This window comes from Serratia sp. PF-27, from assembly GCF_030053255.1.
Classification (GTDB): domain Bacteria; phylum Pseudomonadota; class Gammaproteobacteria; order Enterobacterales; family Enterobacteriaceae; genus Serratia; species Serratia bockelmannii.
The window spans coordinates 20,296-44,046 of the sequence record NZ_JASGBT010000021.1 but is presented as its reverse complement, the minus strand read 5'-3'; the positions used below and the strand labels follow the sequence as shown (position 1 = coordinate 44,046).

General features: G+C 54.5%; 22 protein-coding genes and 1 tRNA gene. 5 read left to right on the top strand and 18 right to left on the bottom strand.

Features of this window, described 5'->3' with window-relative positions:
* The first annotated feature begins 709 nt into the window (after positions 1–709).
* From QMZ29_RS15235 to QMZ29_RS15230, 3 genes are read left to right on the top strand one after another with little or no spacing between them, the layout of a single operon-like run.
* Positions 710–2,047: an anti-phage deoxyguanosine triphosphatase gene (locus tag QMZ29_RS15235; protein WP_216474019.1), complete on the top strand. Its 1,338-nt coding sequence runs from the start codon at positions 710–712 to the stop codon at positions 2,045–2,047.
* 13 nt (positions 2,048–2,060) lie between these two features.
* Positions 2,061–2,186 (top strand): ogr/Delta-like zinc finger family protein, encoded by a 126-nt coding sequence (locus QMZ29_RS25770; protein ID WP_253296545.1) that lies wholly within the window; start codon positions 2,061–2,063, stop codon positions 2,184–2,186.
* Entirely contained in the window at positions 2,170–2,604 is a 435-nt protein-coding gene (locus QMZ29_RS15230; RefSeq protein ID WP_261425576.1) for a hypothetical protein, read from the top strand. Before QMZ29_RS25770 ends, QMZ29_RS15230 begins: the two co-directional genes overlap by 17 nt.
* Before the next feature lie 31 nt (positions 2,605–2,635).
* Here QMZ29_RS15230 and QMZ29_RS15225 read toward each other — a convergent pair whose 3' ends face one another.
* The 9 genes from QMZ29_RS15225 to gpt all read right to left on the bottom strand — a co-directional run bounded on the left by QMZ29_RS15225 (position 2,636) and on the right by gpt (position 12,487).
* Complete coding sequence (locus QMZ29_RS15225) at positions 2,636–5,167, bottom strand: DEAD/DEAH box helicase (RefSeq protein WP_164025245.1); 2,532 nt, start codon at positions 5,165–5,167, stop codon at positions 2,636–2,638.
* A 2-nt stretch (positions 5,168–5,169) separates the two neighbouring features.
* Positions 5,170–6,096 carry a HamA C-terminal domain-containing protein gene (locus tag QMZ29_RS15220; RefSeq protein ID WP_164025247.1) on the bottom strand — a complete coding sequence of 309 codons (927 nt, stop codon included), beginning with the start codon at positions 6,094–6,096 and terminating at the stop codon, positions 5,170–5,172.
* Entirely contained in the window at positions 6,080–7,267 is a 1,188-nt protein-coding gene (locus tag QMZ29_RS15215; protein WP_261425581.1) for a tyrosine-type recombinase/integrase, read from the bottom strand. The genes QMZ29_RS15220 and QMZ29_RS15215 overlap by 17 nt, the downstream gene beginning before the upstream one ends.
* Before the next feature lie 164 nt (positions 7,268–7,431).
* Positions 7,432–7,507, bottom strand: a tRNA-Thr gene (locus tag QMZ29_RS15210).
* Between the two features lie 187 nt (positions 7,508–7,694).
* Positions 7,695–8,948, bottom strand: coding sequence for a glutamate-5-semialdehyde dehydrogenase (proA, locus tag QMZ29_RS15205; RefSeq protein ID WP_261425582.1), 1,254 nt, complete (start codon positions 8,946–8,948; stop codon positions 7,695–7,697).
* Positions 8,949–8,957: 9 nt separating this feature from the next.
* The gene (proB, locus tag QMZ29_RS15200; protein WP_015376738.1) at positions 8,958–10,061 is read right to left on the bottom strand and encodes a glutamate 5-kinase; all 1,104 of its coding nucleotides are present in this window, start codon (positions 10,059–10,061) and stop codon (positions 8,958–8,960) included.
* 116 nt (positions 10,062–10,177) lie between these two features.
* Positions 10,178–10,579, bottom strand: coding sequence for a sigma factor-binding protein Crl (gene crl, locus QMZ29_RS15195; RefSeq protein ID WP_004930258.1), 402 nt, complete (start codon positions 10,577–10,579; stop codon positions 10,178–10,180).
* A 60-nt stretch (positions 10,580–10,639) separates the two neighbouring features.
* Positions 10,640–11,887, bottom strand: a complete 1,248-nt coding sequence (gene frsA / locus QMZ29_RS15190; RefSeq protein WP_021504999.1) for an esterase FrsA — start codon at positions 11,885–11,887, stop codon at positions 10,640–10,642.
* 141 nt (positions 11,888–12,028) lie between these two features.
* Positions 12,029–12,487 (bottom strand): xanthine phosphoribosyltransferase, encoded by a 459-nt coding sequence (gene gpt, locus QMZ29_RS15185; protein ID WP_025301674.1) that lies wholly within the window; start codon positions 12,485–12,487, stop codon positions 12,029–12,031.
* A 337-nt stretch (positions 12,488–12,824) separates the two neighbouring features.
* Between gpt and pepD the strand changes: the two genes are divergently transcribed.
* On the top strand, positions 12,825–14,285 hold the full coding sequence (gene pepD / locus QMZ29_RS15180) for a beta-Ala-His dipeptidase (RefSeq protein WP_261425584.1): 1,461 nt from the start codon (positions 12,825–12,827) through the stop codon (positions 14,283–14,285).
* A 41-nt stretch (positions 14,286–14,326) separates the two neighbouring features.
* Here pepD and dinB read toward each other — a convergent pair whose 3' ends face one another.
* Positions 14,327–15,388 carry a DNA polymerase IV gene (gene dinB / locus QMZ29_RS15175; RefSeq protein WP_025301672.1) on the bottom strand — a complete coding sequence of 354 codons (1,062 nt, stop codon included), beginning with the start codon at positions 15,386–15,388 and terminating at the stop codon, positions 14,327–14,329.
* A gap of 183 nt (positions 15,389–15,571) precedes the next feature.
* Here dinB and QMZ29_RS15170 point away from each other — a divergent pair, with 183 nt between their 5' ends.
* Positions 15,572–16,468: a glycerophosphodiester phosphodiesterase family protein gene (locus tag QMZ29_RS15170; protein WP_261425586.1), complete on the top strand. Its 897-nt coding sequence runs from the start codon at positions 15,572–15,574 to the stop codon at positions 16,466–16,468.
* Positions 16,469–16,494: 26 nt separating this feature from the next.
* On the opposite strand, the gene nqrM is transcribed toward QMZ29_RS15170, so the two are convergent.
* From nqrM to QMZ29_RS15130, 8 genes are read right to left on the bottom strand one after another with little or no spacing between them, the layout of a single operon-like run.
* Positions 16,495–16,722, bottom strand: coding sequence for a (Na+)-NQR maturation NqrM (gene nqrM, locus QMZ29_RS15165; RefSeq protein ID WP_016928987.1), 228 nt, complete (start codon positions 16,720–16,722; stop codon positions 16,495–16,497).
* Between the two features lie 7 nt (positions 16,723–16,729).
* Complete coding sequence (locus QMZ29_RS15160; protein WP_197770024.1) at positions 16,730–17,779, bottom strand: FAD:protein FMN transferase; 1,050 nt, start codon at positions 17,777–17,779, stop codon at positions 16,730–16,732.
* A complete protein-coding gene (gene nqrF, locus QMZ29_RS15155) occupies positions 17,763–18,986 on the bottom strand; it encodes an NADH:ubiquinone reductase (Na(+)-transporting) subunit F (protein ID WP_043135532.1) in 1,224 nt (407 codons plus the stop codon). The genes QMZ29_RS15160 and nqrF overlap by 17 nt, the downstream gene beginning before the upstream one ends.
* A 15-nt stretch (positions 18,987–19,001) precedes the next feature.
* The gene (gene nqrE / locus QMZ29_RS15150) at positions 19,002–19,598 is read right to left on the bottom strand and encodes an NADH:ubiquinone reductase (Na(+)-transporting) subunit E (protein WP_004930235.1); all 597 of its coding nucleotides are present in this window, start codon (positions 19,596–19,598) and stop codon (positions 19,002–19,004) included.
* A 6-nt stretch (positions 19,599–19,604) separates the two neighbouring features.
* Positions 19,605–20,234, bottom strand: coding sequence for an NADH:ubiquinone reductase (Na(+)-transporting) subunit D (locus QMZ29_RS15145; protein WP_004930232.1), 630 nt, complete (start codon positions 20,232–20,234; stop codon positions 19,605–19,607).
* The gene (locus QMZ29_RS15140; protein ID WP_025301668.1) at positions 20,227–21,021 is read right to left on the bottom strand and encodes a Na(+)-translocating NADH-quinone reductase subunit C; all 795 of its coding nucleotides are present in this window, start codon (positions 21,019–21,021) and stop codon (positions 20,227–20,229) included. The genes QMZ29_RS15145 and QMZ29_RS15140 overlap by 8 nt, the downstream gene beginning before the upstream one ends.
* Complete coding sequence (locus QMZ29_RS15135) at positions 21,011–22,252, bottom strand: NADH:ubiquinone reductase (Na(+)-transporting) subunit B (protein WP_016928991.1); 1,242 nt, start codon at positions 22,250–22,252, stop codon at positions 21,011–21,013. The genes QMZ29_RS15140 and QMZ29_RS15135 overlap by 11 nt, the downstream gene beginning before the upstream one ends.
* Positions 22,253–22,255: 3 nt before the next feature.
* Positions 22,256–23,605: a Na(+)-translocating NADH-quinone reductase subunit A gene (locus QMZ29_RS15130; RefSeq protein ID WP_049208695.1), complete on the bottom strand. Its 1,350-nt coding sequence runs from the start codon at positions 23,603–23,605 to the stop codon at positions 22,256–22,258.
* Between the last annotated feature and the right edge of the window lie 146 nt (positions 23,606–23,751).

Here is a 23,751-nt window from a genome sequence, read left to right as displayed (position 1 = left end):
GATTAATTAAACGGTTGTTTAACCGGCGAGAAGAGGGAAAGTAGCTATATCCTATTAATTTTGTTAATAATAAAAATTATCTGTTTCATCTTTGGTGATGCCTCCTAAGATACCTCCGATGAATTTCGCTCTCTATTTAGATGCTTTTTTGACCAACCCGCGTTCTTGATCCCGGACCGCTGGTCTAGCTACTACTAGAAGACAACGCTGAAAGCTGGTCATAATGGATACTAACATAACGGTTAATCACCTCCCCAATCTGTTTTATTTGAGTACCAACAGTATTAGCTACTACTTTCTCTTTATCGCTTTTTATATCCTGAAAATTCATGAATATTATTGCGATACCAATACCTAGAACCAGTGTTGTGTCCAATAGGGAACGCCCATTTTTTTAGTTATCATTTTTCTTCGTGATTTTTTATTTTATACATTAATTAGTAAAAAATCGGCCAACATTAACTCTGAAATTAAAAAACATTTTTCACTTATAGAAACCAGCGAAAAATACACATCTAGTTAAACTTAAGGCAATCATCAGTTAGTTAAAACCAACATAATAACAAAAACAATAGTTAACGTGCTATTCATGCACTGTATAATAAACCACCTCCCAAGAATCTAAATTATTAGATAGAATATCAGCTATAAATATTTCCGCACCCAAAAAGCAGCGTGGCAATATCATTAAAAATCAGAGGACTAATGCATGAATACTGCGTACTGGAGTAGAAGAAAACGGAATGATGATGATAACTATCCCGTAAAGGAATTCAATTCAAATACTGATGACAGTCAGTATCAAAGAGACAGAGCAAGGGTTATCCATTCGGCAGCATTTAGACGATTACAAACAAAGACGCAAGTCTTAGGACTTGGAGAAAATGATTTTTATCGGACACGATTAACACATTCTTTAGAGGTAGCGCAGATAGGCTCTGCCATTTGTGAAAGATTACATGACAAGTATAAGGCTGATGAACTCATTAAAGCGTGGATACCGTCCTTAAGCCTGATTGAGGCTATTGGTTTGAGTCATGATATAGGTCATCCTCCTTTCGGTCATGGTGGTGAAGTAGCACTTAACTATTCCATGATTGATTCGGGTGGATTTGAAGGAAACGGGCAAACCTTAAGAATTGTTAGCCGTCTTGCCGAATACTCGCCAAATCATGGCATGGATTTGACTCGAAGAACCCTTTTAGGTCTAGTTAAATACCCCGCTCCATATAGCCAAGTAAGAAACTATAATAAAAAAGAAACATCTCAAACCATTCCCCCATTAAATTTAGACGACTGGCACCCCCCAAAATGTTATCTCGATGATGAAAGGGATTTAATTGATTGGATTTTTAAAGAAGTCCCAGAAAATGACACTAAAATGTTTTCAAGAATTAAATTCTCAGAAAGCGGTCATAATAAAACAATGTTTAAGTCATTTGACACAACAATAATGGAACTTGCAGATGATATCTCATATGGAGTTCATGATTTAGAAGACGGCATAGCATTAGGCCTCATAACTAAAAGCATGTGGGAAAGTGATATTCTCCCCAAAATTCTAGATCATAGTATTAATGAATTAGCAAAAGACATAGATTTCTACAACAAAAAACTATTCAATGGTTCAAATAAAGAAAGAAAGCATGCGATAAGCAAGTTAGTTGGATATTTCATTTCCTCTATACACGTTGAAAAGAATGATGATTTTGAAACGCCCCTTTTAATGCTAAAAGCCACTCAAGACAATGACAGCAAGAGCATCTTGAAAGCATTAAAGGATTTCGTCATGAATCGGGTAATTAAGACACCAGAAGTTCAGGTTTTGGAATATAAAGGCCAACAGATCATATTAAGGATATTTGAAGTCTTACGTGAAAACCCTAACAGATTGCTTCCTAAAAATACACTCTATGCTTATGAAAACTCTGAAAATAAAAATAGAGTTTTATGTGACTATATATCAGGAATGACAGATAGTTATGCAACAAAACTGTACCATAAATTATTCACACCAGATATCGGCTCAATTTTTGATAGGCTGTAGATAACGCTGTCCATTGTGCAATCATACGCCCTATACTAACACCAGCAGCTATATCACGGAGCAGACGAAAGAGGCACATTACCAATGTCAGAGCCTGATCTGTTCTGCACATTCAAGAGACGGTGGAAAGCGTCGATAAAATCCTGTGCCAGCCGATACAGGCGCAACCGGTCGATGAGAACACCTTGCCACCGTCGGAGAAACGGACTTTGAACCGCTTCGACGTTACAACAGCAATCCCCCCTGCACTAAGCTCTCTCCTCAGCCCCGCCGCTCTCGACAGCATCGCGGGGCATTTCTCTTTCGCCTCGCCCAAAACAGCCTTTTTCCTAGCTAGCCAGCCTCAAATTGCGCGTGCATGCACAGGGTGCATGATTTTGCATGCAAGAAAATGCACTTTTCATCCCCAGCGGCACCAGTGCTGGCGCGGCCTGCGGCCATTCATGCAACTGCATGAAAAGAGACACATGAAGCGCGCAGGCGAGGCGGGGGAAGTATTGCGCGCTCATCAAATTGTTACCGTTCTCAAAAACAAGCCGACACTCAGTTCACAATAATATTAGTTACCACCAACAGCTGTGATAAAAGTTATATTCCTAACACGTCTTTGATTTCCCTGAGTCTAAATCCAGGGATATTTTTAGCATTCAGATCTTTCTTTGATAAAAAGTCGATCAATTCCTCAGGCGAAGAATCCCCCCGGAAATTAAATTTATTTTTTAGAAACAGAGCAGTACTTCGTGAAAGGCCAAGCGACATTAGGTTCAACTCTATTGGATTGCATGAGCCAAACTCAAGGTAAGCACTGATATTCTCTACTTTTTCAGCCTTATCTTTTTCCCCTTTCGAAATCAGAACAAATACAAGTGTTTCTCTATATACTTTCAAATAACGGACAAGATTATATCTAACTTGATTTTCAAGTGTATTAAGAACATCCCTAATAAGGGATGAGGTTTTTCTTCTTATTTTATCGACAGGCGCGCCATTACTAATCAAATCAGACAACTCACTAGAACTTCTAATTTTATAATTAATCATTGACCTTAGCGAGTGCGAAGTCATCCATTGGTGAGCCATAACACTTATTAACTTTGCATACTGTAATGTAACAGGCCAAGAGAATATATCAATGATAATCTCAATAGCTCGATCCACCCTCGCCTTCCCTCCTTTTTGATAAGGACTAAGAAGAATATAATCATCTAAGTTATCCAGTTGAACAAAATAATCATAGAGCCTTTGAATATAATCAGGCCGCGTCCCTAAATTTAATTTAATTAATTCTTCTGGAATGGTTATCTTCATTCTCCTGACTTTATCATAGTTATATTCCAACATTTCATGAACTTCCTCTCCGTTCAATTCAGAAAAATAAGGCAGCTGAAAACCGTCCCTTTTTACCTCATGATAAAAGCGAGCAAACGCCACGTCAGCCAGCTCTTTATCATCAGTTGGCGAATATATATTATCAATAGCATTGGATATAATTCCACCACCATCCACCATAACTTTTGACATGGCGGAACTTATAGTTTGAAGTGGCTCACCCTCAAAAGATTTCTTATCCCAAATATTGCTTCGAATACACCAAACGTTGCCATGAAATTCATATTTCAATCTACCTGCTCTACCAGCAAGGTTGAGAAAATCAGCCCTAGACATTGGCTCATCCCCACTGTGAGGATTTTCTAAAATAAGATGTTTAGCGGGTAGATTAACACCTTGAAGCAATGTGCTTGTACATACAATAAATCTGATATCACCCCGTTTGAAAAAATATTCAATACCATTTCTTATTATTGATGGCATATTCCCATAGTGAAAGGCAACTCTCGATCTCAAACAAGTAATCAATGTATATTGCTCATGCATTTCTTCTTTAATAGAAGATATAAACTCGTCGAAATCATCTTCCAGTAGCGTTTCACTAAGAACCTCTGCTATGTTAATAGCAACACTCTCTGCATTTGATGGTGTATTTTCAAATACAATTACGGCCCCTCCCGAGCGAGATATAAACTCAGCTAATTTTGCTTTCTGAACGCTCCGATTTCCACGCAAAATAAAATCTAACTTATACACTCCTAAATCAATAACTCTATCTTCAGAATTCAAGCTTATACTAACAGCCTTAGTATTATTTCTCACTTGATTGACAAGCAGTATATTTTGTGTAACAGGTGAAATTGTTTCGATAAATGATTGGCCATTCTGACGCCATCTGAATATTGAGAAAAAATACTCAGGGTTACTAATCAAAGGACTAGAGAACATAACTTGCATATCAGGATGTCTTTCAAGCGCTAATTCAACAGCATTCTGTAGAATTATCCCTCTCTTTCCCTTTTGTATTTCATGAGCCTCATCAACAAGCAACGTATCTATGTGAAAATGGCTATTACCATACGAGTTAGAAAGTAAGCTAACGAGCCTTTCCTGTGTCAACACGTATATCAAACCTTGTTCTACATTGTCGATATCTATTACTTCTGGCGCAGTTCTTATAATAACATCATTGAGATTCGACTGCTTACATTCATAACGAAATCTATTAGAAACCTCACTAATTAAAGCTCGAGTTGGAACAACATAAACAATGCACTCCTTTTTATAAACTTTAATTTTATCAATAACTGCGAGTGAAAGAATAAATGACTTACCTGCAGATGTTGGTGCCGATATACTAAGATAATTGTTTTTCTTCAATGCATTAAATAGTTTACACTGAAAGTCCGTTAACACCACTTCGTTATATGTATTCTCTGCTTCACGACCTAGACGCTCAAGCGAAAGGGATAAGTTTAGCGCAGGAGATTCCCCATTATTATACTTATCTCTTAATAGTCCCCTTCCGGGAAAATTACCAATTCTAGATAAAATAAGATCGCAAGCCGCAATGACACTTACATCGTACTGCCCATTAATCTCTAATATTCTGCTTACAATATCATATGCTTTTTTTATATCAGATTCACTTTCTGATAAAGATAATATAGAAGAAATAGATAGTAACTGATAAATATTAGCTGCACTTATCTTCAAATCATTATCCACTCCAAGAATACTATTAACACTAACCTTAACAAGCTTGGAGTATATTCCGTTAGTTTCAAACATAATTAATCCAACGCTCTATTAAATTCATTCCTGAACTCAACCACCGAAGGGAATGGAATAAAGAAAACATCAAACCGTAGATATTTTCTATTAAATCTACTAAATTTATCATCTAATAACCCAATCCATTGCGGCATCGATTTAGTCAAGTTGGCAAGAAACTGCTCATGTATAGGAGTTGAAGAGCCATAATCAAATTTATTAAATCCACTCCAGTCGAAACCGATTAAGCATGCATGATTTATACGCACGTCCGAACCCGGCTCACCAGAAACAAATAATTTCCGTACAGACTCCCTAACCTCGTCTTTTGCATATTTATAATGCTTGGTCGCCATACCAAACTCATGCTTATACATTTCATTGGTATGAAAATCATCAATGCTTTTTAGCGCTGAGTCCATAGCAGATGATATTTGCTTATAAAGCTTTGACTCACCAAAGTAAAAATCAACAACTTTGTCCTCTTCATTCCACTTGATGTGTATTCCATCAGAGCCTTTAACTTCATCATTAGAATTAGTTTTTAGTTCCATTTTTGCAACTAACTGAGGAGCTCCAACTATAGCCTCCAGAAGAAAAAACAACAATGTTTCTCCTGCCTCACCTGTTTTATCAGGTGAATCATCAGTAACGTTAGGGTGTCTAAACAAAGATCTAGCCTGTTTTGCTAAAGCTAGCCATTGTTGAGTAGAGAGAGGCTCACTTCTATCTTGCATCGAAAAACAGTAGTCAATTATATATTCATATAGTTTTTCAGCTAAAGCTTTCACCATAGGCCTACCATTACCATCAAATTTCAAATGATGAAATCGAACCTCTGCGCAGAGTGACTTGATGCATAAGGTGTGCTCAACAACATCAATACACGCATCAAAATCTTGTTTTCTGACAGAAACAAATTTATTGACATCATTTATTATTGCCATGAGATTTCCCTAATAAAAAATCAGCAAAATACTGAATCATGGTTGCTCTCTCATGACGATAGATCGCATGATTATAAGTACCTCGGATGGTATTTTTATCTACATGTGCCAGCTGTAACTCTATCCAACGGGAATCAAAACCATGCTCATGTAAGATAGTCGACATCATATGTCTAAAACCATGCCCAGTAACCCGGCCAGCGTATCCAATACGCTTGATAACTTGATTGATACTTGCCTCACTCATAGGCTTGTTCGGATCATTCCGTCCCGGAAAAACATAACGATAGTTTCCTGTCATAGCCTTCAGCTCATAGAGTAAATCTAACGCCTGAGCCGGTAATGGCACAAGGTGTGGTCTACGCATTTTCATTCTTTCAGCAGGAATTTCCCATATAGCGTTAACTAGATCAAATTCCTGCCATTGTGCAGCCCTCAGCTCTATAGTTCTGACCCCGGTGATCATTAGCAATTTAGTTGCTAATTGAACTAGTTTGCTACCAGAGTAAGCTTCAAGCGCGACAAGAAAATCAGGGATCTCACTGGCGACCAAAAATGGAAAATGCTTAGATTGATGGACCTCTAATGCGCTAGAGAGATCGGCTGCCGGGTTAAACTCGGCACGGCCTGTCGCGGTTGCATAACGAAAAACCTCCGAGCAACGCTGCCTAACTTTACGCATTTTCTCTAATGCACCACGAGCTTCTATCTTGCGAAGCACGTTAAGCAATTCAAGAGGCTTTATCCCTGAAATTGGTCTGTGTCCTACATAAGGGAAAATATCATTTCTGAAGGCTTCCATGATGTCAGAAGCATATCCAGCCGACCATCTAGCTGACTTCAATTGATGCCATTCCCTAGCAATAACTTCAAACGTGTTACCAACACCTACTTGTTGAGCTAATTTCTGCTCTTTGCGAATTTCACTCGGATTACGCCCTTCTGCCACTATTTTTCGGGCTTCATCACGTTTTGTACGCGTTGCAGCCAATGTGACAATTGGATAAACACCAAGGGAGATCATTTTGGGTTTACCGCCATAGCGATAGCGGAAGCGCCAGCTCTTGCTTCCATTAGGTTCTATAAGCAATGACAGCCCTTGCCCATCTCCAAGTGTATAGGCTTTAGCTTCAGGTTTAGCGCGGCGAATCTGCATATCGTTTAAAGGCATGTGTATAGGAATCCAAGACCGAACAGGAACATATACGCAATCCTATACATATTAGATGCCGGACTCCACCGGAACAGTACGGACTAATACGGATTAAAAAAGCTAAAATACCTTTATAAAACAGAGTTGTTATGGATTAATACGGACATTACAGGAAGAGAGGATGGTGCCGATAATAGGAGTCGAACCTACGACCTTCGCATTACGAATGCGCTGCTCTACCAACTGAGCTATATCGGCATCGAGCCGGGCCTGCGGGGCAAGCCGGAAGTGCGTTGAACAAGGTAGACCTGTGCACGAAATGAGTCAATAGCCGCCGGGGCGTTTGGTTATTTTGCAAGCAGCCAGACTGCCCCACGTTGGCCCTTCCCAAAAAATCAGGGCGCAGCCCGCTGCGCCCTGACCTCTTTATGACCGCAATGCGGCCTTAGCTGCGCACCAGATCGTCGCCGTAGCCAATCCACTTGTAGGTGGTCAGCGCATCCAGGCCCATCGGGCCGCGGGCGTGCAGTTTCTGGGTGCTTACCGCCACTTCCGCGCCCAGGCCGAACTGGCCGCCGTCGGTGAAGCGGGTGCTGGCGTTGACGTACACCGCCGAGGAGTCCACCGCGCGCACGAAGTGCTCGGCGCTGCTCAGCGAACGGGTGAGGATCGCGTCGGAGTGGTTGGTGCCGTGGGTGCGGATGTGGTCGATGGCCTGATCGATATCGTCCACCAGCAGCACGTTCAGATCCAGCGACAGCCATTCATCGTCGTAATCTTCCGCGTTCACCGGCACCACCGTCGCCGGGCCGCCCTGCAGCAGCGGCAGCGTGTTTTCCGCCGCGTGCAGCGTCACGCCCGCCGCCGCCATTTTGGCGCTCAGCGCCGGCAGGAACTCGGCGGCGATGCTGCGGTTAACCAGCAGCGTCTCCAGCGAGTTACAGGCGCTCGGGCGCTGGATCTTGGCGTTTTCAATGACCGTCAGCGCCTTGTCGAAATCGACGTCGGCATCCACGTAGGTGTGGCACACGCCGATGCCGCCAGTGATCACCGGGATGGTCGATTGCTCGCGGCACAGCTTGTGCAGGCCGGCGCCGCCGCGCGGGATCAGCATGTCGACATAGCGATCCAGGCGCAGCAGTTCGTTCACCAGCGCACGATCCGGGCTGTCGATCGCCTGCACCGCCGCCGCCGGCAGGCCGCACTGCTCCAGCGCCTGCTGGATCACTTTCACCGTCGCCTGGTTGGTGTTGTGCGTCTCTTTACCGCCGCGCAGGATCACCGCGTTGCCGGTTTTCAGGCACAGGCTGGCGACGTCGATGGTGACGTTCGGCCGCGCCTCGTAAATCACGCCGATCACGCCGAGCGGCACCCGGCGGCGCTCCAGCTTCAGCCCGCTGTCCAGCAGGTTGCCGTCCAGCACGTGGCCGACCGGATCGTTCAGGCGGCATACCTGGCGCACGTCGTTGGCGATCGCCGCCAGCCGCGCCGGGGTCAACAGCAGGCGATCGAGCAGCGCTTCGCTCATGCCGGTGGCGCGCGCCTGCGCCATGTCTTGTTCATTCGCCAGCAGGATCGCTTCACTGTTGGCTTCCAGCCTGTCGGCCATCACCGACAGCACCTGATTTTTCTTCGCCGTGCTCAGCACCGCCAGCTGCCAGGAGGCCTGCTTGGCGGCCTTCCCCATCTGCTCCAGCATGCTCACTCCTTAACTGACAATCATATCGTCGCGGTGCACTGCCACCGGACCGTATTCATAACCGAGGATCTCGCTGATTTCCTGCGAGTGGTGCCCGGCGATCATGCGCATCGCGTCGCTGTTGTAGCGGCTGACGCCGTGCGCCAGATCGCGCCCCGCCAGGTTGCGGATGCGGATCACTTCGCCGCGCGAGAAGTCGCCCTTCACTTCGCGGATGCCCTTCGGCAACAGCGAGCTGCCGCGCGCCATCATCGCTTCCACCGCGCCATCGTCGACGGTGATCTCACCGGCCGGTGGCGCGCCGAAGATCCAGCGCTTGCGGTTTTCCAGCGGGGTTTCCAACGCGTGGAAACGGGTGCCCACCGGTTTGCCTTCGATCACGTCCGCCACCACGCCCGGCTTGCTGCCGGCGGCGATCACCACGTCGATGCCGGCGCGGCAGGCCACGTCGGCCGCCTGCAGCTTGGTGCCCATGCCGCCGGTGCCCAGACCGGAGACGCTGTCGCCGGCGATGGCGCGCAGCGCGTCGTCGATGCCGTGCACTTCACGGATCAGTTCGGCCTGTGGGTTGTTGCGCGGATCGGCGGTGTAGAGGCCCTGCTGATCGGTAAGCAGCAGCAGTTTGTCAGCCCCGGCCAGAATGGCCGCCAGCGCCGACAGGTTATCGTTGTCGCCCACCTTGATTTCGGCGGTGGCGACGGCGTCGTTCTCATTGATTACCGGCACGATGCGGTTATCCAGCAGCGCCGTCATGGTGTCGCGCGCGTTGAGGAAGCGCTCGCGGTCCTCCAGATCGGCACGCGTCAGCAGCATCTGCCCGACGTGAATGCCGTAAATGGAGAACAGCTGTTCCCACAGCTGGATCAGCCGGCTCTGCCCTACCGCTGCCAGCAGCTGCTTGGAGGCGATGGTGGCGGGCAGCTCGGGGTAGCCCAGGTGTTCGCGCCCGGCGGCGATGGCGCCGGAAGTGACGATGACAATGCGGTGGCCCGCGGCGTGTTGCTGCGCACATTGGCGCACCAATTCGACAATGTGGGCGCGGTTCAGACGCAGCGATCCGCCGGTCAACACGCTGGTGCCCAATTTCACAACCAATGTCTGGCTGCCGTTCATAGTATTTCTGCCGTGTGTAATGATGAGAAGAAGAGTGCAAAGGTCTTTGTAACAGGAGAGACGCGTTATGCCAACAGGCACAACGCGAAATCAGCACAATACGTGGTCAAACGGGGTCAGGCGGAGAGTTTGATCAGTTTTTCTTTGAAATCGTCGGCGGGTTCCAGCCCCAGTTCCATGGTCGCCAGCAGCTCGCCCAGGCGGCGATGGAAGTCGCGCAGGGTGTCTTCCAGCTTGGCGTTTACTTCATCATCCTTAATGTTTTGCGCCGTCCAGTCGCCTTCCTTGTCGAACAGGCCGAATTGGTACGAATAGGTGAAGCGCGCCTCTTCCGCCTGCAGCTCCATCCACCAGCCCCAGAACTCACGCTTCTCCGGAGCGGGCTTTACATTGACGCAGACGGCCAAACAATCAAAGAAAAAACGGTCGTTTTCACATTGCCCTTCACGCAGGTACGGCCCCAAGCTGGCAAAACGTTTCATTAGTCGGCTTTTAGGGTGACCACTCGGTAACGTCATTCTCTAACCTCCTCAATGTAGACCACTCTTTTTAACAAACTGTTAAAATTTAGCAACTAATTAACGCATTTTGTCCCTCAGCCAACCGGACATCTGCAGCAACGCCCGGTGGAAGCTGTCGTACACCGGGGTGCGCGGGATGGCGACCAGCTTGCCGCTCACCGAGGAGGTGACGATCAGCTGCGACTCCTCTTTCGGACTGAGCGTATCGCGCTCCCAGTAGCCGGAGATCATCGGCGTCGGGCAACGGCGCCCCAGCAGCCCCTGCATTTTCAGCGAGTAGCTGTTCAGCTCCACCTTCAGCACGTTGTCCGAGGCGTTAGCCATGCCCATGCGGCTGGCCAGCACGTCCATATACATGTCCGGCACGTTCAACTGGGTGCTGCTGTCGCACAGCAGGCGATGCACCACCGGCCCCAGGCAGGCTACGCCGCGCAGCCGCTGCGGCTCCAGATAGGCCAGCCGCACCGCCACGTTGGCGCCGAAGCGGAAGCCGAAGGCGCTCACCCGCTGATGATCCACCCACGGCACCGAGGCCAGCTGGATCAGCACCTGTTGGTGCAGGTAGCTGGAGTCCTGCGTCAGCTTCCATTTGCACGAAGAACCGATCGACGGCATATCGAGCGTCAGCATGGCGATGCCGTGCGGCGCCAGGTAGTCGCGGAACAGGCGATGATAGTCGGTCTGCAGCGTATCGAGGCTGCCGCACATCAGCACCGTCGGGAACGGCGCCTCGCCCTTCTCCGGCATGTGCAGGAAACCGGTGACGCTGCCGCCGCCTTCGATGCGGAACTCCAGCTCTTTCAGCTGATACGGCAGCAACAGCGCCGCCTCTTCGTAAGCGCGGTTGGCGAGCATCTCCGCCTGTTCGGCCAGCTCGTCGCCCTTCAGGTGCGGGTAACCGGCGATGCTGTACAGGCTCGCGGCCTTCAGCCAGTACTCGCCGCCGAGCAGCGGATCCTGCTGTTCCGTCGCCCGCTGCTGCCACTGCATGCCCTGATGGATCCACTCGTAGATCCAGTTGCCGTTGCGGTAGCCCACCACGGTATCCAGCCGCTGCGGATTGCTGCGCTCGGCGTCCGAGGCGGCGATGCGCGCCAGCACTTCGTGGATTTCGATCGGGCTGACGCCGCGCCAGGCCCACAGCAACGGATTCAGCATGCGATACCAGCTGCCGGTGGTGTCGCCTTCCAATGCGGAATGCATGGCGGCGCTCACTTTGTTGCGCGCGCGCAGCACCAGCGTCGAGGTTTCAGGGTGTTTGAATTTGGGCTTGAAAAGAATTTCAGAAAGGTTGGCCTGTGCCATGGTAACAACAGCCTCCGTAAATCTGGCGATAGGCCGCAAAAGGCCTACTTAACTGGAGGTAGTGTACCTAACTCTGGCGGGATAAACCAAGATAACGCAAACGCCCGGCATAACCGGGCGTTGGGCTGGAACTGGCTGGACTTAGCGACCGCCGATCGGGGGAACGAAGCTGACGCCCATGTCCCACGGCTGTTCGATCCAGGTATCCTGCGGGATGTCGACTTCGTAGTCGTCCACCAGCGGACGGCCCGCCGGCTTGGCGAAGATGGTGACGAAATGCGCTTTCGGATACATGTCGCGGATCGCTTTCGCGGTGCCGCCGGTATCCACCAGATCGTCCACCACGATGAAGCCTTCACCGTCGCCTTCGGCGCGCTTGAGCACTTTCATTTCGCGCTGGTTGTCATGGTCATAGCTGGAAATGCAGACGGTATCCACATAGCGGATGCCCAGTTCGCGCGCCAGCAGGCCCGCCGGCACCAGGCCGCCGCGGCTGACGGCAATGATGCCCGTCCATTTGTCGGCAGGCAGCAGGCGGTGCGCCAGCTTGCGTGCGTGCATTTGCAGCATATCCCAGGTAACAACGTATTTTTCGCTCATAGAATCGTGTCCCAGCCGGCGGTGAAGCGGCTTATTTGTAGTTCAGGGGAAAAAAGGTTGCGCGAGATTATAGAGACTGGCCGCGTTGAATTCCAGCTGTACCGAGGAAAACCTCGCGATTTCCGCCGGGCGGCTTTTCGGTGATTGATGCTGAAAAAGCGAGCGTTCCCGCAGCGAAGCCATGTGATCAAGCGCTTAAACCGCACAATACGGGGGGCGCACCGCCGGAAATAAAGTGATATTCTCTGACGATCGTGCCACGACGCACAGATACCCGCTCACCTTAACCGCGCGGCATGCCCGTCCTGTCGGAGCCTGCCGTCACAGGAGACTTATAGTGTCTGAATTGTCTCAGCTTTCGCCACAGCCGCTGTGGGATATTTTCGCCAAGATCTGTTCTATCCCGCACCCTTCTTATCATGAAGAAGCGCTGGCGCAGCACATCCTCACCTGGGCCAAAGAAAAGAACCTGCACGCCGAGCGTGATCAGGTCGGCAATATCCTGCTGCGCAAACCAGCCACCAAAGGCATGGAAAACCGCAAGCCAGTCGCGCTGCAGGCACACCTGGACATGGTGCCGCAAAAGAATAACGACACCGTACACGACTTCGCCAAGGATCCGATCCAGCCTTATATCGCCGGCGAGTGGGTGAAAGCGCGCGGCACCACGCTGGGCGCCGACAACGGCATCGGCATGGCCTCCGCCCTGGCGGTGCTGGCCGACGACAGCGTTGAGCACGGCCCGCTGGAAGTGCTGCTGACCATGACCGAAGAAGCGGGTATGGACGGCGCCTTCGGGCTGCAGCCGAACTGGCTGCAGGCGGATATCCTGATCAATACCGATTCCGAAGAAGAAGGCGAAATCTACATGGGTTGCGCCGGCGGTATCGACTTCATCACCACCCTGCCGCTGCAGCGCGAAGCGGTGCCGGCCGGTTACCAAACCCTGAAGCTGACCCTCAAGGGCCTGAAAGGCGGCCATTCCGGCGCCGAGATCCACGTCGGGCTGGGCAACGCCAACAAACTGCTGGCGCGCTTCCTGTTCGCCCATGCGGCGGCGCTGAACCTGCGCGTGCTGGACCTGAACGGCGGCACCCTGCGCAACGCCATCCCGCGTGAAGCCTCCACGGTGGTAGCGGTGCCGGCGGACAAGGCCGACGTACTGAAAGCGCTGAGCCAGGAGTTCCTGGCCGTGCTGCAGAACGAACTCTCCGCCAAAGAGAAGAACATCACCGTGCTGTTGGAGCCGACCACCAGCGCTTCGCTGGCGCTGAGCGCCGACAGCCAGCAGCGCTTCCTGGCGCTGCTGAACGGCACGCCGAACGGCGTGATCCGCATGAGCGACGCGGTGAAAGGCGTGGTGGAAACCTCGCTGAACGTCGGCGTGGTCACCACCAGCGAAAACGAAGCGGAAATCATCTGCCTGATCCGCTCCCTGATCGACAGTGGCAAAGACTACGTGGTCGAGATGCTGACCGCGTTGGGCCAGCTGGCCGGCGCTAAAGTGGCGCCGAAGGGCGGCTACCCGGGCTGGCAGCCGGACGCCGACTCGCCGGTTATGCACCTGGTGCGCGAGCTGTATCAGGATCTGTTCGACAAGACGCCGAACATCATGGTGATCCACGCCGGTCTGGAATGCGGTCTGTTCAAAAAGCCATATCCAAACATGGACATGGTATCGATCGGGCCAACCATCACCGGCCCGCATTCGCCGGATGAGCAGGTGCATATCGAAAGCGTCGGCCTGTACTGGAAGCTGCTGACCTCGTTGCTGAAAGCAATCCCTGAGCGCGCGTAATCTGCACGCTTAACGCAAAAAGCCGGCGACCGCCGGCTTTTTTATTCCCACGACAGCGCCAGCTGCCGCTCCAGCTGCGGATCGAGCAGCGTCACATGCAACCCCACCAGCCGCACGCCGCGCCCTTCGCGCCGCTCGCGCCACGCCTGCCGCGCCACCTCCAGCAAATCCTGCCGGTTCAGCACCGGGAACACGTGCTCCTGGGTGGTTTGCTGAAAATCCTGAAACTTCAGCTTCACGCCCTGCCGGGCGATGTGCAGATCCGGCTTCACCTTGCGCAGCCGCATCTCCAGCTCGGGATAGAGTTTGTCGATAATCAGCGTTTCGCAGTCTTCCCAGTCGTGAATATCCTCCGCCAGCGTGCGCTCCACCCCCACCGATTTGCGCAGCCGCTCAGGAGAGATTTCGCGCCGATCGATACCCTGACAGCGCTCCCACAGCACCCGGCCGAACTTGCCGAAGCGCTTGAGCAGCTGCGCCAAATCGTATTGCTGCACGTCGGCGCAGGTGATAAGCCCCACTTCCTCCAGCCGCTTGGCGGTCACCTTGCCGACGCCGGGGATCTTGCTGAGCGGCAGCTGCTGCAAAAACGCCGGCACCTGCGCCGGCGTGATCACGTATTGCCCGTTCGGCTTGTTCATCTCGGAGGCGATTTTAGCGAGAAACTTGATTGGCGCGATGCCGGCCGACGCGGTGAGGTTCAGCTCGTCGGCGATCGCCTGACGGATTTCCTGGGCGATCAGCGTCGCCGAACCGTTGCATTGCGGGCTGTCGGTCACGTCGAGATAGGCTTCATCGAGCGACAGCGGCTCGATCAGCGGGGTATAGCGGGCGAAGATTTCGCGGATGTGCAGCGAGGCCTCTTTGTAGGCCGCCATGCGCCCCGGCAGCAGGGTGAGATGCGGGCACAGCTTGAGCGCCATCGCCGTGGACATGGCGCTGTGCACGCCGTAGCGCCGCGCCGGATAGTTGGCGGTGCTGATCACCCCGCGGCGATCGGCGCTGCCGCCAATCGCCAGCGGGATATCGCGCAGGCTGGGATCGTCGCGCATTTCCACCGCTGCGAAGAAGCAGTCCATATCGACATGAATGATTTTACGCATCGCACCCTCCAGTAACACTGTATAAGTATACAGTCATATACCGAAAGCTCAAGGCCGCAGAGCTCGAGGAAAGCGGCGTTTCTGACAGATATTTCCGCGTTGTTAAAAAAGCTTAATTTTTCAATAGTATGATTTCCGCCATCCCGTGCGGCTCACCACAACGATAACGACAAGGTACCCTACATGATCAGATTTTCTTCTTTGCTGCTGGCTTCCGCGCTGTCGCTGAGCGCGCTGGCGGCCAGCGCCACCGCCGGTCATGCGCCGGCGATCGTCGCCCATCGCGGCGGCACCGCCGATGCGCCAGAAAACACTCGCATCGCCATCGAAACCGCGCTGAAAAACGGCGCCGACGCCATCTGGATCACCCTGCAAGAATCCAAAGACGGCGTCATCGTGCTGTATCGCCCCTCGGATCTGAAAGCGCTGACCAATCGGCAGGGCCCGGTTTCTGCCTATACCGCCGCGCAGCTGGCCGAGACCGACGCCGGTTGGGCCTTCACCAAAGGTGACGCACACCCATTCCGCGGCCAGGGTATCGGCATTCCGCGGCTCGACGACGTGCTTAAAGCGTTTCCGCACGTCACTTTTTATCTGGACATCAAATCTCCGGACGCCGATCCGGCGCAGTTTGGCCAAACGCTGCTGGCGACGTTGCAAAGCACCGACAGCCTGAACCGCATCCGCGTCTACTCTACCGATGCCAAATACCTGCAGGCGCTGCCGCCGGCCATTCCGCGCTTCGAAAGCCGCGACGAGACCCGCACGCTGCTGGCCAATATCACCATGGCGCACCAGTGCGACGTCAAACCGGACAACCGCCAGCCGCGCTGGTACGGGCTGGAGCTGAAGCGCGAGGTGGAAGTGGTGGAGAAATATACCCTCGGCGAAGGGCGTTCGAAGGCGTTTCTGACCTGGGATAAAGAGTCGATGGACTGTTTCCGCTCGCAGGGCCCGGCGCACATCATCCTGTTCGGGGTCAACTCGCCGCAGGAATATCAGCAGGCACTGGCGCTGGGCGCTGACGGCGTGATGGTCAACTCGCCGGCCGAGGCGAAAAGCTTCCGCAAGGCGAAATAAAAAACCCGGCCAAGGCCGGGTTTTCGCTACAGAATACGGTGCTTTTCCAACTGCTCGCGCCGCTGCGCCGCTTTGGCTTCGCGCTTTTTGCGCGCATCGCACGGCTCCGGGCAGTCGCAGACTTTCTCCATGCCCAGCGCGGTGATGCCGCCGCAGCTGCCCTGCAGGCTTTTGCGTTTGAACACATAGCCCAGCGACATCCCGCCGACGATCAGCAGAAACAACACGAAAGTAGCGGCGAATACCGTCAACATAGCAACCTCACGAACGCTTTTTCAGATAGGGCTTGAACGCGTCCGAATAACGCTCCTCAAACCCGTCGGCGGTTTTCACGATCATGAACACCGGAATGCCGAGCAGATTGGCCAGCGCCAGGCCGCGCTCCGGCCCCATCACGTTCAGGCCGGTGGACAGGCCGTCGGCGGTCATGCAGGTCGGGCTCAGCACGGTGATCGACACCAAACGGTGGTGAATGGGTCGGCCGGTGACCGGATCGATGGTGTGCGAATAGCGCACCCCGTCCTGCTCGAAGTAGTTGCGATAGTCACCCGAGGTAGCGATCGACATCTCCCCCGGCTGGATCACCAGCTGCGCCTGCTGTTGCGTACCGGCGGTCGGGCGCTCGATGGCGATGCGCCACGGCTTTTGCTCGCCGTTATGCCCGCGCGTGCGCACCTCGCCGCCGATATCCACCATGTAGTTCTTCACATGCCGGGACTGCAGATATTCCGCCACCACGTCCACGCCATACCCTTTGGCGATCGACGACAGATCGACGTACAGCTCAGGGATGCTTTTCACCAGCGCGCTGCCCTGCACCGACAGTTTGTCGGCGCCGGTCCAGGCGCGGCGGTGCGCCAGTTCCGCCTCGCTCGGCACTTTGTCCGGCCGCCCTTCCGGGCCGAAGCCCCACAGGTTGACCAGCGGCCCGACGGTCACGTCCAGCGCGCCGTCGGTGACGCGGTTGATGCGCAGCGCTTCGCGCACCACTTCGGCGGTGGCCGGCGAAACCGGGAACGGCCGGTCAATGTCGCGGTTGGCATTGAAGCGGCTCAGCTCGGAATCCGGCCGGTAGGTGGACATCTGATCGTTCACCTGCTCCAGCCGTTTGTCGATCTCCGCCTGCATCTCGCGCGCCGACGGCGTATCTCCGCCGGTCACGTAACGGATCGAATACGAGGTGCCCATGGTTTTACCCATCAGGTCCACCTGTTCCGGCCCGCAGCCGGTCAGCAGCAGGGTGGCGCTCAGCGCCACACCCGTCAGCCAGTTCTTCATCGCCAATGCGCGCAATTTAGCCACCAAAGTCATCCAGCATGATGTTTTCGTCTTCGACGCCCAGATCTTTGAGCATCTTGATCACCGCGGCGTTCATCATCGGCGGCCCGCACATGTAAAACTCGCAGTCCTCCGGTGCCGGGTGGTTCCTCAGGTAGTTCTCCAGCAGAACATTATGGATAAAGCCGGTGTAGCCGGTCCAGTTATCTTCCGGCTGCGGATCCGACAGCGCCACGTGCCAGGTGAAGTTTTCGTTCTCCGCCTGCAGCTGGTTGAAGTCGTCTTCATAGAACATCTCGCGCAGCGAACGCGCGCCGTACCAGAAGGTGATCTTGCGCTTCGAGTTCAGGCGCTTGAGCTGATCGAAGATGTGCGAGCGCATCGGCGCCATGCCCGCGCCGCCGCCGATGAAGATCATTTCGGCGTCGGTGTCCTTGGCGAAGAACTCGCCGAACGGCCCGGAGATGGTCACCTTGTCACCGGCTTTCAGCGACCAGATATAGGAAGACATGATGCCCGGCGGCACGTCCGGATTGTTCGGCGGCGGCGTGGCGATACGCACGTTGAGCATGATGATGCCCTTCTCTTCCGGGTAGTTGGCCATCGAGTAGGCGCGCACCGTGGTGTCGTTCACCGTCGAGCGGTAGCGGAACAGGTTGAACTTGTCCCAGTCGCCGCGATACTCCTGCGGCACGTCGAAGTCGGCGTAGCTGATGTCGTGCGCCGGTGCTTCGATCTGGATAAAGCCGCCCGCGCGGAACGGCACGTCCTCACCATCGGGGATCTTCAGCTTCAGCTCTTTGATAAAGGTGGCTTTGTTATCGTTGGAGATAACCTCGCACTCCCATTTCTTCACGCCGAAGATCTCTTCCGGCAGCTCGATCTTCAGGTTCTGCTTCACGTTCACCTGGCACGCCAGGCGGCACCCTTCTTTCGCTTCGCGCTTGTTGATGTGCGAAAGCTCGGTCGGCAGGATATCGCCGCCGCCCTCTTTGATCACCACCCGGCACTGGCCGCAGGAACCGCCGCCGCCGCAGGCCGAGGAGACGAAGATCCCCTGGCTGGAGAGCACGTTGAGCAGCTTGTCGCCCGCCGGCGCATGGAAGCTCTTATCCAGATCGCCGTTGATCTCCACCGCGATGTCGCCGGTATTCACCAGCTTCGATTTGGCGAACAGGATCAGCAACACCAGCACCATCACGATGGTGGTGAACATTGCTACGCCTAAAATAATTTCCATAAATTCTTCCCGCCTTTACAACTGAACACCGGAGAAGGACATGAAGCCCAGCGCCATCAGTCCGGTGGTGATAAAGGTAATGCCCAGGCCGCGCAGCCCTGCCGGCACGTTGGCATACTTGAGTTTTTCGCGGATCCCCGCCATGGCGACGATCGCCAGCATCCAGCCGGTGCCGGAACCAAAGCCGTACACCACCGATTCTGCGAAGTTATAGTCGCGCTGCACCATGAAGGACACGCCGCCGAAGATGGCGCAGTTCACGGTGATGAGCGGCAGGAAGATGCCGAGCGCGTTATACAGCGACGGGAAGAAGCGATCGAGGATCATCTCCAAAATCTGTACCAGCGCCGCGATCACGCCGATGAAGGTGATGAAGTTGAGGAAGCTCAGATCGACGCCTTCCACCAGCGCGCCGTCGCGCAGGATCAGGTTGTAGACCAGGTTGTTCACCGGCACCGAAATGCCGAGCACGATGGTCACCGCGATGCCCAGGCCAAAGGCGGTCGAGACCTTCTTCGACACCGCCAGGAAGGTACACATCCCGAGGAAGAACGCCAGCGCCATGTTCTCGACGAACACCGCGCGCACAAACAGGCTGATATAGTGTTCCATCGGCCTTTACTCCTTTTCGATCTGCGCCGGCTTCAGGGTGCGCAGCACCCAGATCAGCAGGCCGATGATGAAGAACGCGCTCGGCGCCAGCAGGAACAGGCCGTTCGGCTGGTACCAGCCGCCGTTCTGCACCGTTTCCAGCACCGGGACGCCGAACAGCTTGCCGGAGCCAATCAGCTCGCGCAGGAAACCGACCAGCACCAGGATCACCCCGTAACCCAGCCCGTTGCCGATGCCGTCCATAAAGCTCTCGATCGGCGGCGACTTCATGGCGTAAGCCTCGGCGCGCCCCATCACGATGCAGTTGGTGATGATAAGGCCGACGAACACCGACAGCTGCTTGGAGATCTCGAACGCATAAGCGCGCAGCAGCTGATCGACCACGATCACCAGCGAGGCGATGATCGCCATCTGCACGATGATGCGCACGCTGTTGGGAATATGGTGACGGATCAGCGAGATGAAGAAGCTGGAGAACGCGGTCACCAGCGTCACCGCAATGGTCATCACCACCGCCGTCTCCAGCTTGGTGGTCACCGCCAACGCAGAACAGACGCCCAACACCTGCAGGGCGATCGGGTTATTGTCGAACAGCGGCCCCAGCAGGACCCGCTTTATCTCTTTGGAATCAGCCATTTTTCAGCGCTCCTTCACGAACTTTTTTCAGGAACGGGCCGAAGCCGTGCTCGCCCAACCAGAAATCAAACGTATGCTGCACGCCGTTGGAGGTCAGCGTGGCGCCGGATAGGCCGTCCACTCCGTGCACATCCCCCTGACGTGCGCCGCCTTTCACCACGCGGATCGCCGGCTGGCCGTTGTCGTCGAACAGCTGCTTACCGACCCACTGCTGGCGCCAGGACGGATTCTCGACCTCACCGCCCAGCCCTGGGGTTTCCCCCTGGTCGTAGTAGGTGATGCCCTTGACCGTATTGCCGTCGTTATCCAGCGCCACGAAGGCGTACATCATCGACCACAGGCCGGTGCCGTATACCGGCAGCACAAGCTTGTTCACCTGGCCGCTTTCGTCACGCACCAGGTAGATTTCCGCCTGGTTGCTGCGGCGCTTGATGCCGGCCGGATCGTCGCCCGCGGGCAACGCCACGCTTTTGGCGTCGTCGCGCAGCGCGGCGCCCAGATCGAACGCCGCCGCCTTGCCGGCGACAAACTCACCGCTGTTCAGATCCACCAGGCGCGGTTCGATGCGTTCGCTGTATAAGCGCTTGACCTGCTCGCTCTCCATTTTCGGCTGCAACAGGCCGGCTACGTCGAGAATATTGCGCTGCTTATCGAGCAGCTTTTGCTCCTGCTGTTTGGACTTCAGGCCGACGGCGGAGCCCGCCACCACCACTGAACACACCAGACATAGCAGCAGCACTACCAGCAGCGTTTTACCGATGCCGTCGTTTTTCGCTTCATTCGCCACGGGCTTTTCTCCGCTTGATGTTGGCCTGCACCACCAGGTAATCGAACAGCGGTGCGAACAGGTTGGCGAACAGGATCGCCAGCATCATGCCTTCCGGATAGGCGGGGTTGACCACCCGGATCAGCACGCACATCACGCCGATCAGAATGCCGTACCACCATTTCCCCTTGTTGGTGAAGGAGGCGGAAACCGGGTCGGTCGCCATAAAGATCATGCCGAAGGCGAAGCCGCCCAGCACCAGATGCCAGTACCACGGCATGGCGAACATCGGGTTGGTGTCCGAACCGATGGCGTTGAACAACAGGGCGGAAGCCACCATGCCGAGCATTACGCCGGCGACGATGCGCCAGGAGGCCACGCGGCCGAACAGGATTATCGCCCCGCCGATCAGGATCATCAGCGTGGAGACTTCACCGATGGAGCCGGGAATGTTGCCGAGGAAGGCGTCCAGCCAGCTGATGGACTGGCCGGTGGCCACGTTGCTCAGGCTGTGCGCCCCGCCAGCGCTCCACTGCGCCAACGGCGTCGCACCGGAGAAACCGTCCGCAGAGGTCCACACCAGATCGCCGGAGATCTGCGCCGGATAGGCGAAGAACAGGAAGGCGCGGCCGGCCAACGCCGGGTTGAGGAAGTTGCGCCCGGTGCCGCCGAAGATCTCTTTGGCCACCACCACGCCGAAGGTGATGCCCAGCGCGGCCTGCCACAGCGGCAGGGTCGGCGGCACGATCAGCGCGAACAGGATAGAGGTGACGAAGAAGCCTTCGTTGACCTCATGTTTGCGGATGATGGCGAACAGCACTTCCCAGAAGCCGCCGACGACGAACACCACGGCGTAGATCGGCAGGAAGTAACAGGCACCCAGCACCATCTTGCTGACCCAGCCGGCGTCGGCCGCCAGCGAGGCGCCGAGCCACTGCGCCAGACGATAATGCCAGTCGCCCGCCAGCACCTGTTGCAGCGCGTCGCCGCTGTACAGATGGTGCAGCGCCGGGATCGCCTGCTGGCCGACGTTGTACATGCCCCAGAACATCGCCGGGAACACGGCCAACCACACCAGGATCATCATGCGTTTCAAATCGATGGCGTCACGCACGTGCGAAGCGCCGCGCGTCACCGTGCCGGGGGTATAAAACACCGTGGTGGTCGCTTCATACAGCGGGTACCACTTTTCCAGTTTGCCGCCCGGCGTGAAGTGATGCTCTATCTTCTCAAAATAATTCTTCAGGCCCATCGGTTATCCTTCCTGCTCAATCTTGGTCAGCACCTCGCGCAGCACCGGCGCGTACTCATACTTGCCGGGGCAAACGAAGGTGCACAACGCCAGATCTTCCTCGTCCAGCTCCAGGCAGCCCAGCGCCTGCGCACTGTCGCTGTCGCCCGCCAGCAAATCGCGCAGCAGCAGCGTCGGCAAAATATCCAGCGGCATCACCCGCTCGTAGTTGCCGATCGGTACCATGGCGCGCTCGCCGCCGTTAGTGGTGGTCGAGAAGGCGAACAGTTTGTTCTTCAGGAAGTGGCCCAGCGTGGTGCGGGTAATGGAGAACTTGTTCGGCGAAGGCACGATCCAGCCGAACAGCTCTTTGTCGCGCCCTTCTTCCAGCACCGACACCTGCGAGTGGAAACGACCGAGCCAGGCGTTCGGCCCGGCGGCGTGCATGCCGTTCAGCACCGAACCGGAGATCACCCGGTTCTCGCCGTCTTTCAGGCGGCCGGCGGTCAGTTCCTCGAGGCTGGCCCCCAGGCGGGTGCGCAGCAGCGCCGGCTGCGCCACCTGCGGCCCGGCCAGCGCCACGACCCGGCGGGTATCGAGCTTACCGGTGGTGAACAGCGTGCCGATGGCGATGACGTCCTGGTAGCCGATGTGCCAAACGATTTTCTTCAGGCTGACCGGTTCAAGGAAGTGAATGTGGGTGCCCACCAGCCCGGCGGGATGCGGGCCGGCAAATTCGCTGTAGGCGATCTGCGGGCCGCTCTGCTGGCCAACGGAGGCGCCGGCGGCGTGGCATACGTGTACCTTGCCCGCCGTCAGGCGTGCCAAGACCACCAGCCCGGCGTTGAACGCCGCCTGCTGCTCGGCGATGATCACCTGCGGATCGGCGGCCAACGGTTGGGTATCCATCGCGGTGACGAAAATGGCGCGCGGTTCGCTGCCGGGGCTTGGCGTTTTACTGAACGGGCGGGTGCGCAGTGCGGTCCACAGGCCACTGGCGATCAGTTCGCTCTCGACCTGTTCGCGTGGCAACTGGGCCAATTCCCCCTGCGGGTAGTGCGCAAACTCGAGCTGATCGTCGCCGCCGTTTTCCAGCGCAATCACCACCGATTGCAATACGCGCCGCTCGCCGCGGTTAATCGCGACGATGCGGCCGCTGGCGGGAGCCGTGAAGAAAACCCCGGGGTTTTTCTTATCTTCGAACAACGCCTGGCCTTTCTTAACGGTATCGCCTTCCTGCACCAGCATGGAGGGGCGCATTCCGACATACTCTTCCCCAAGCAGGGCGACATGCTGAATGTTCGGGCCATCTTGGATCGCCTGAACCGGGGCTCCGGCTATCGGCAGATCTAACCCTTTTCTGATCTTAATCATAGGATTTATACGATGTAGTTGGGTTTACACGTCTGCCCGGCCCCAGAGGCGGGTGCTGACGATGCCAGGATTGCCGGGCAGTGCGCACAACGGCACGCCCAACATGAACTTTCTCGCAGTGAAAAACTGGGGTAACGCGCATTCCC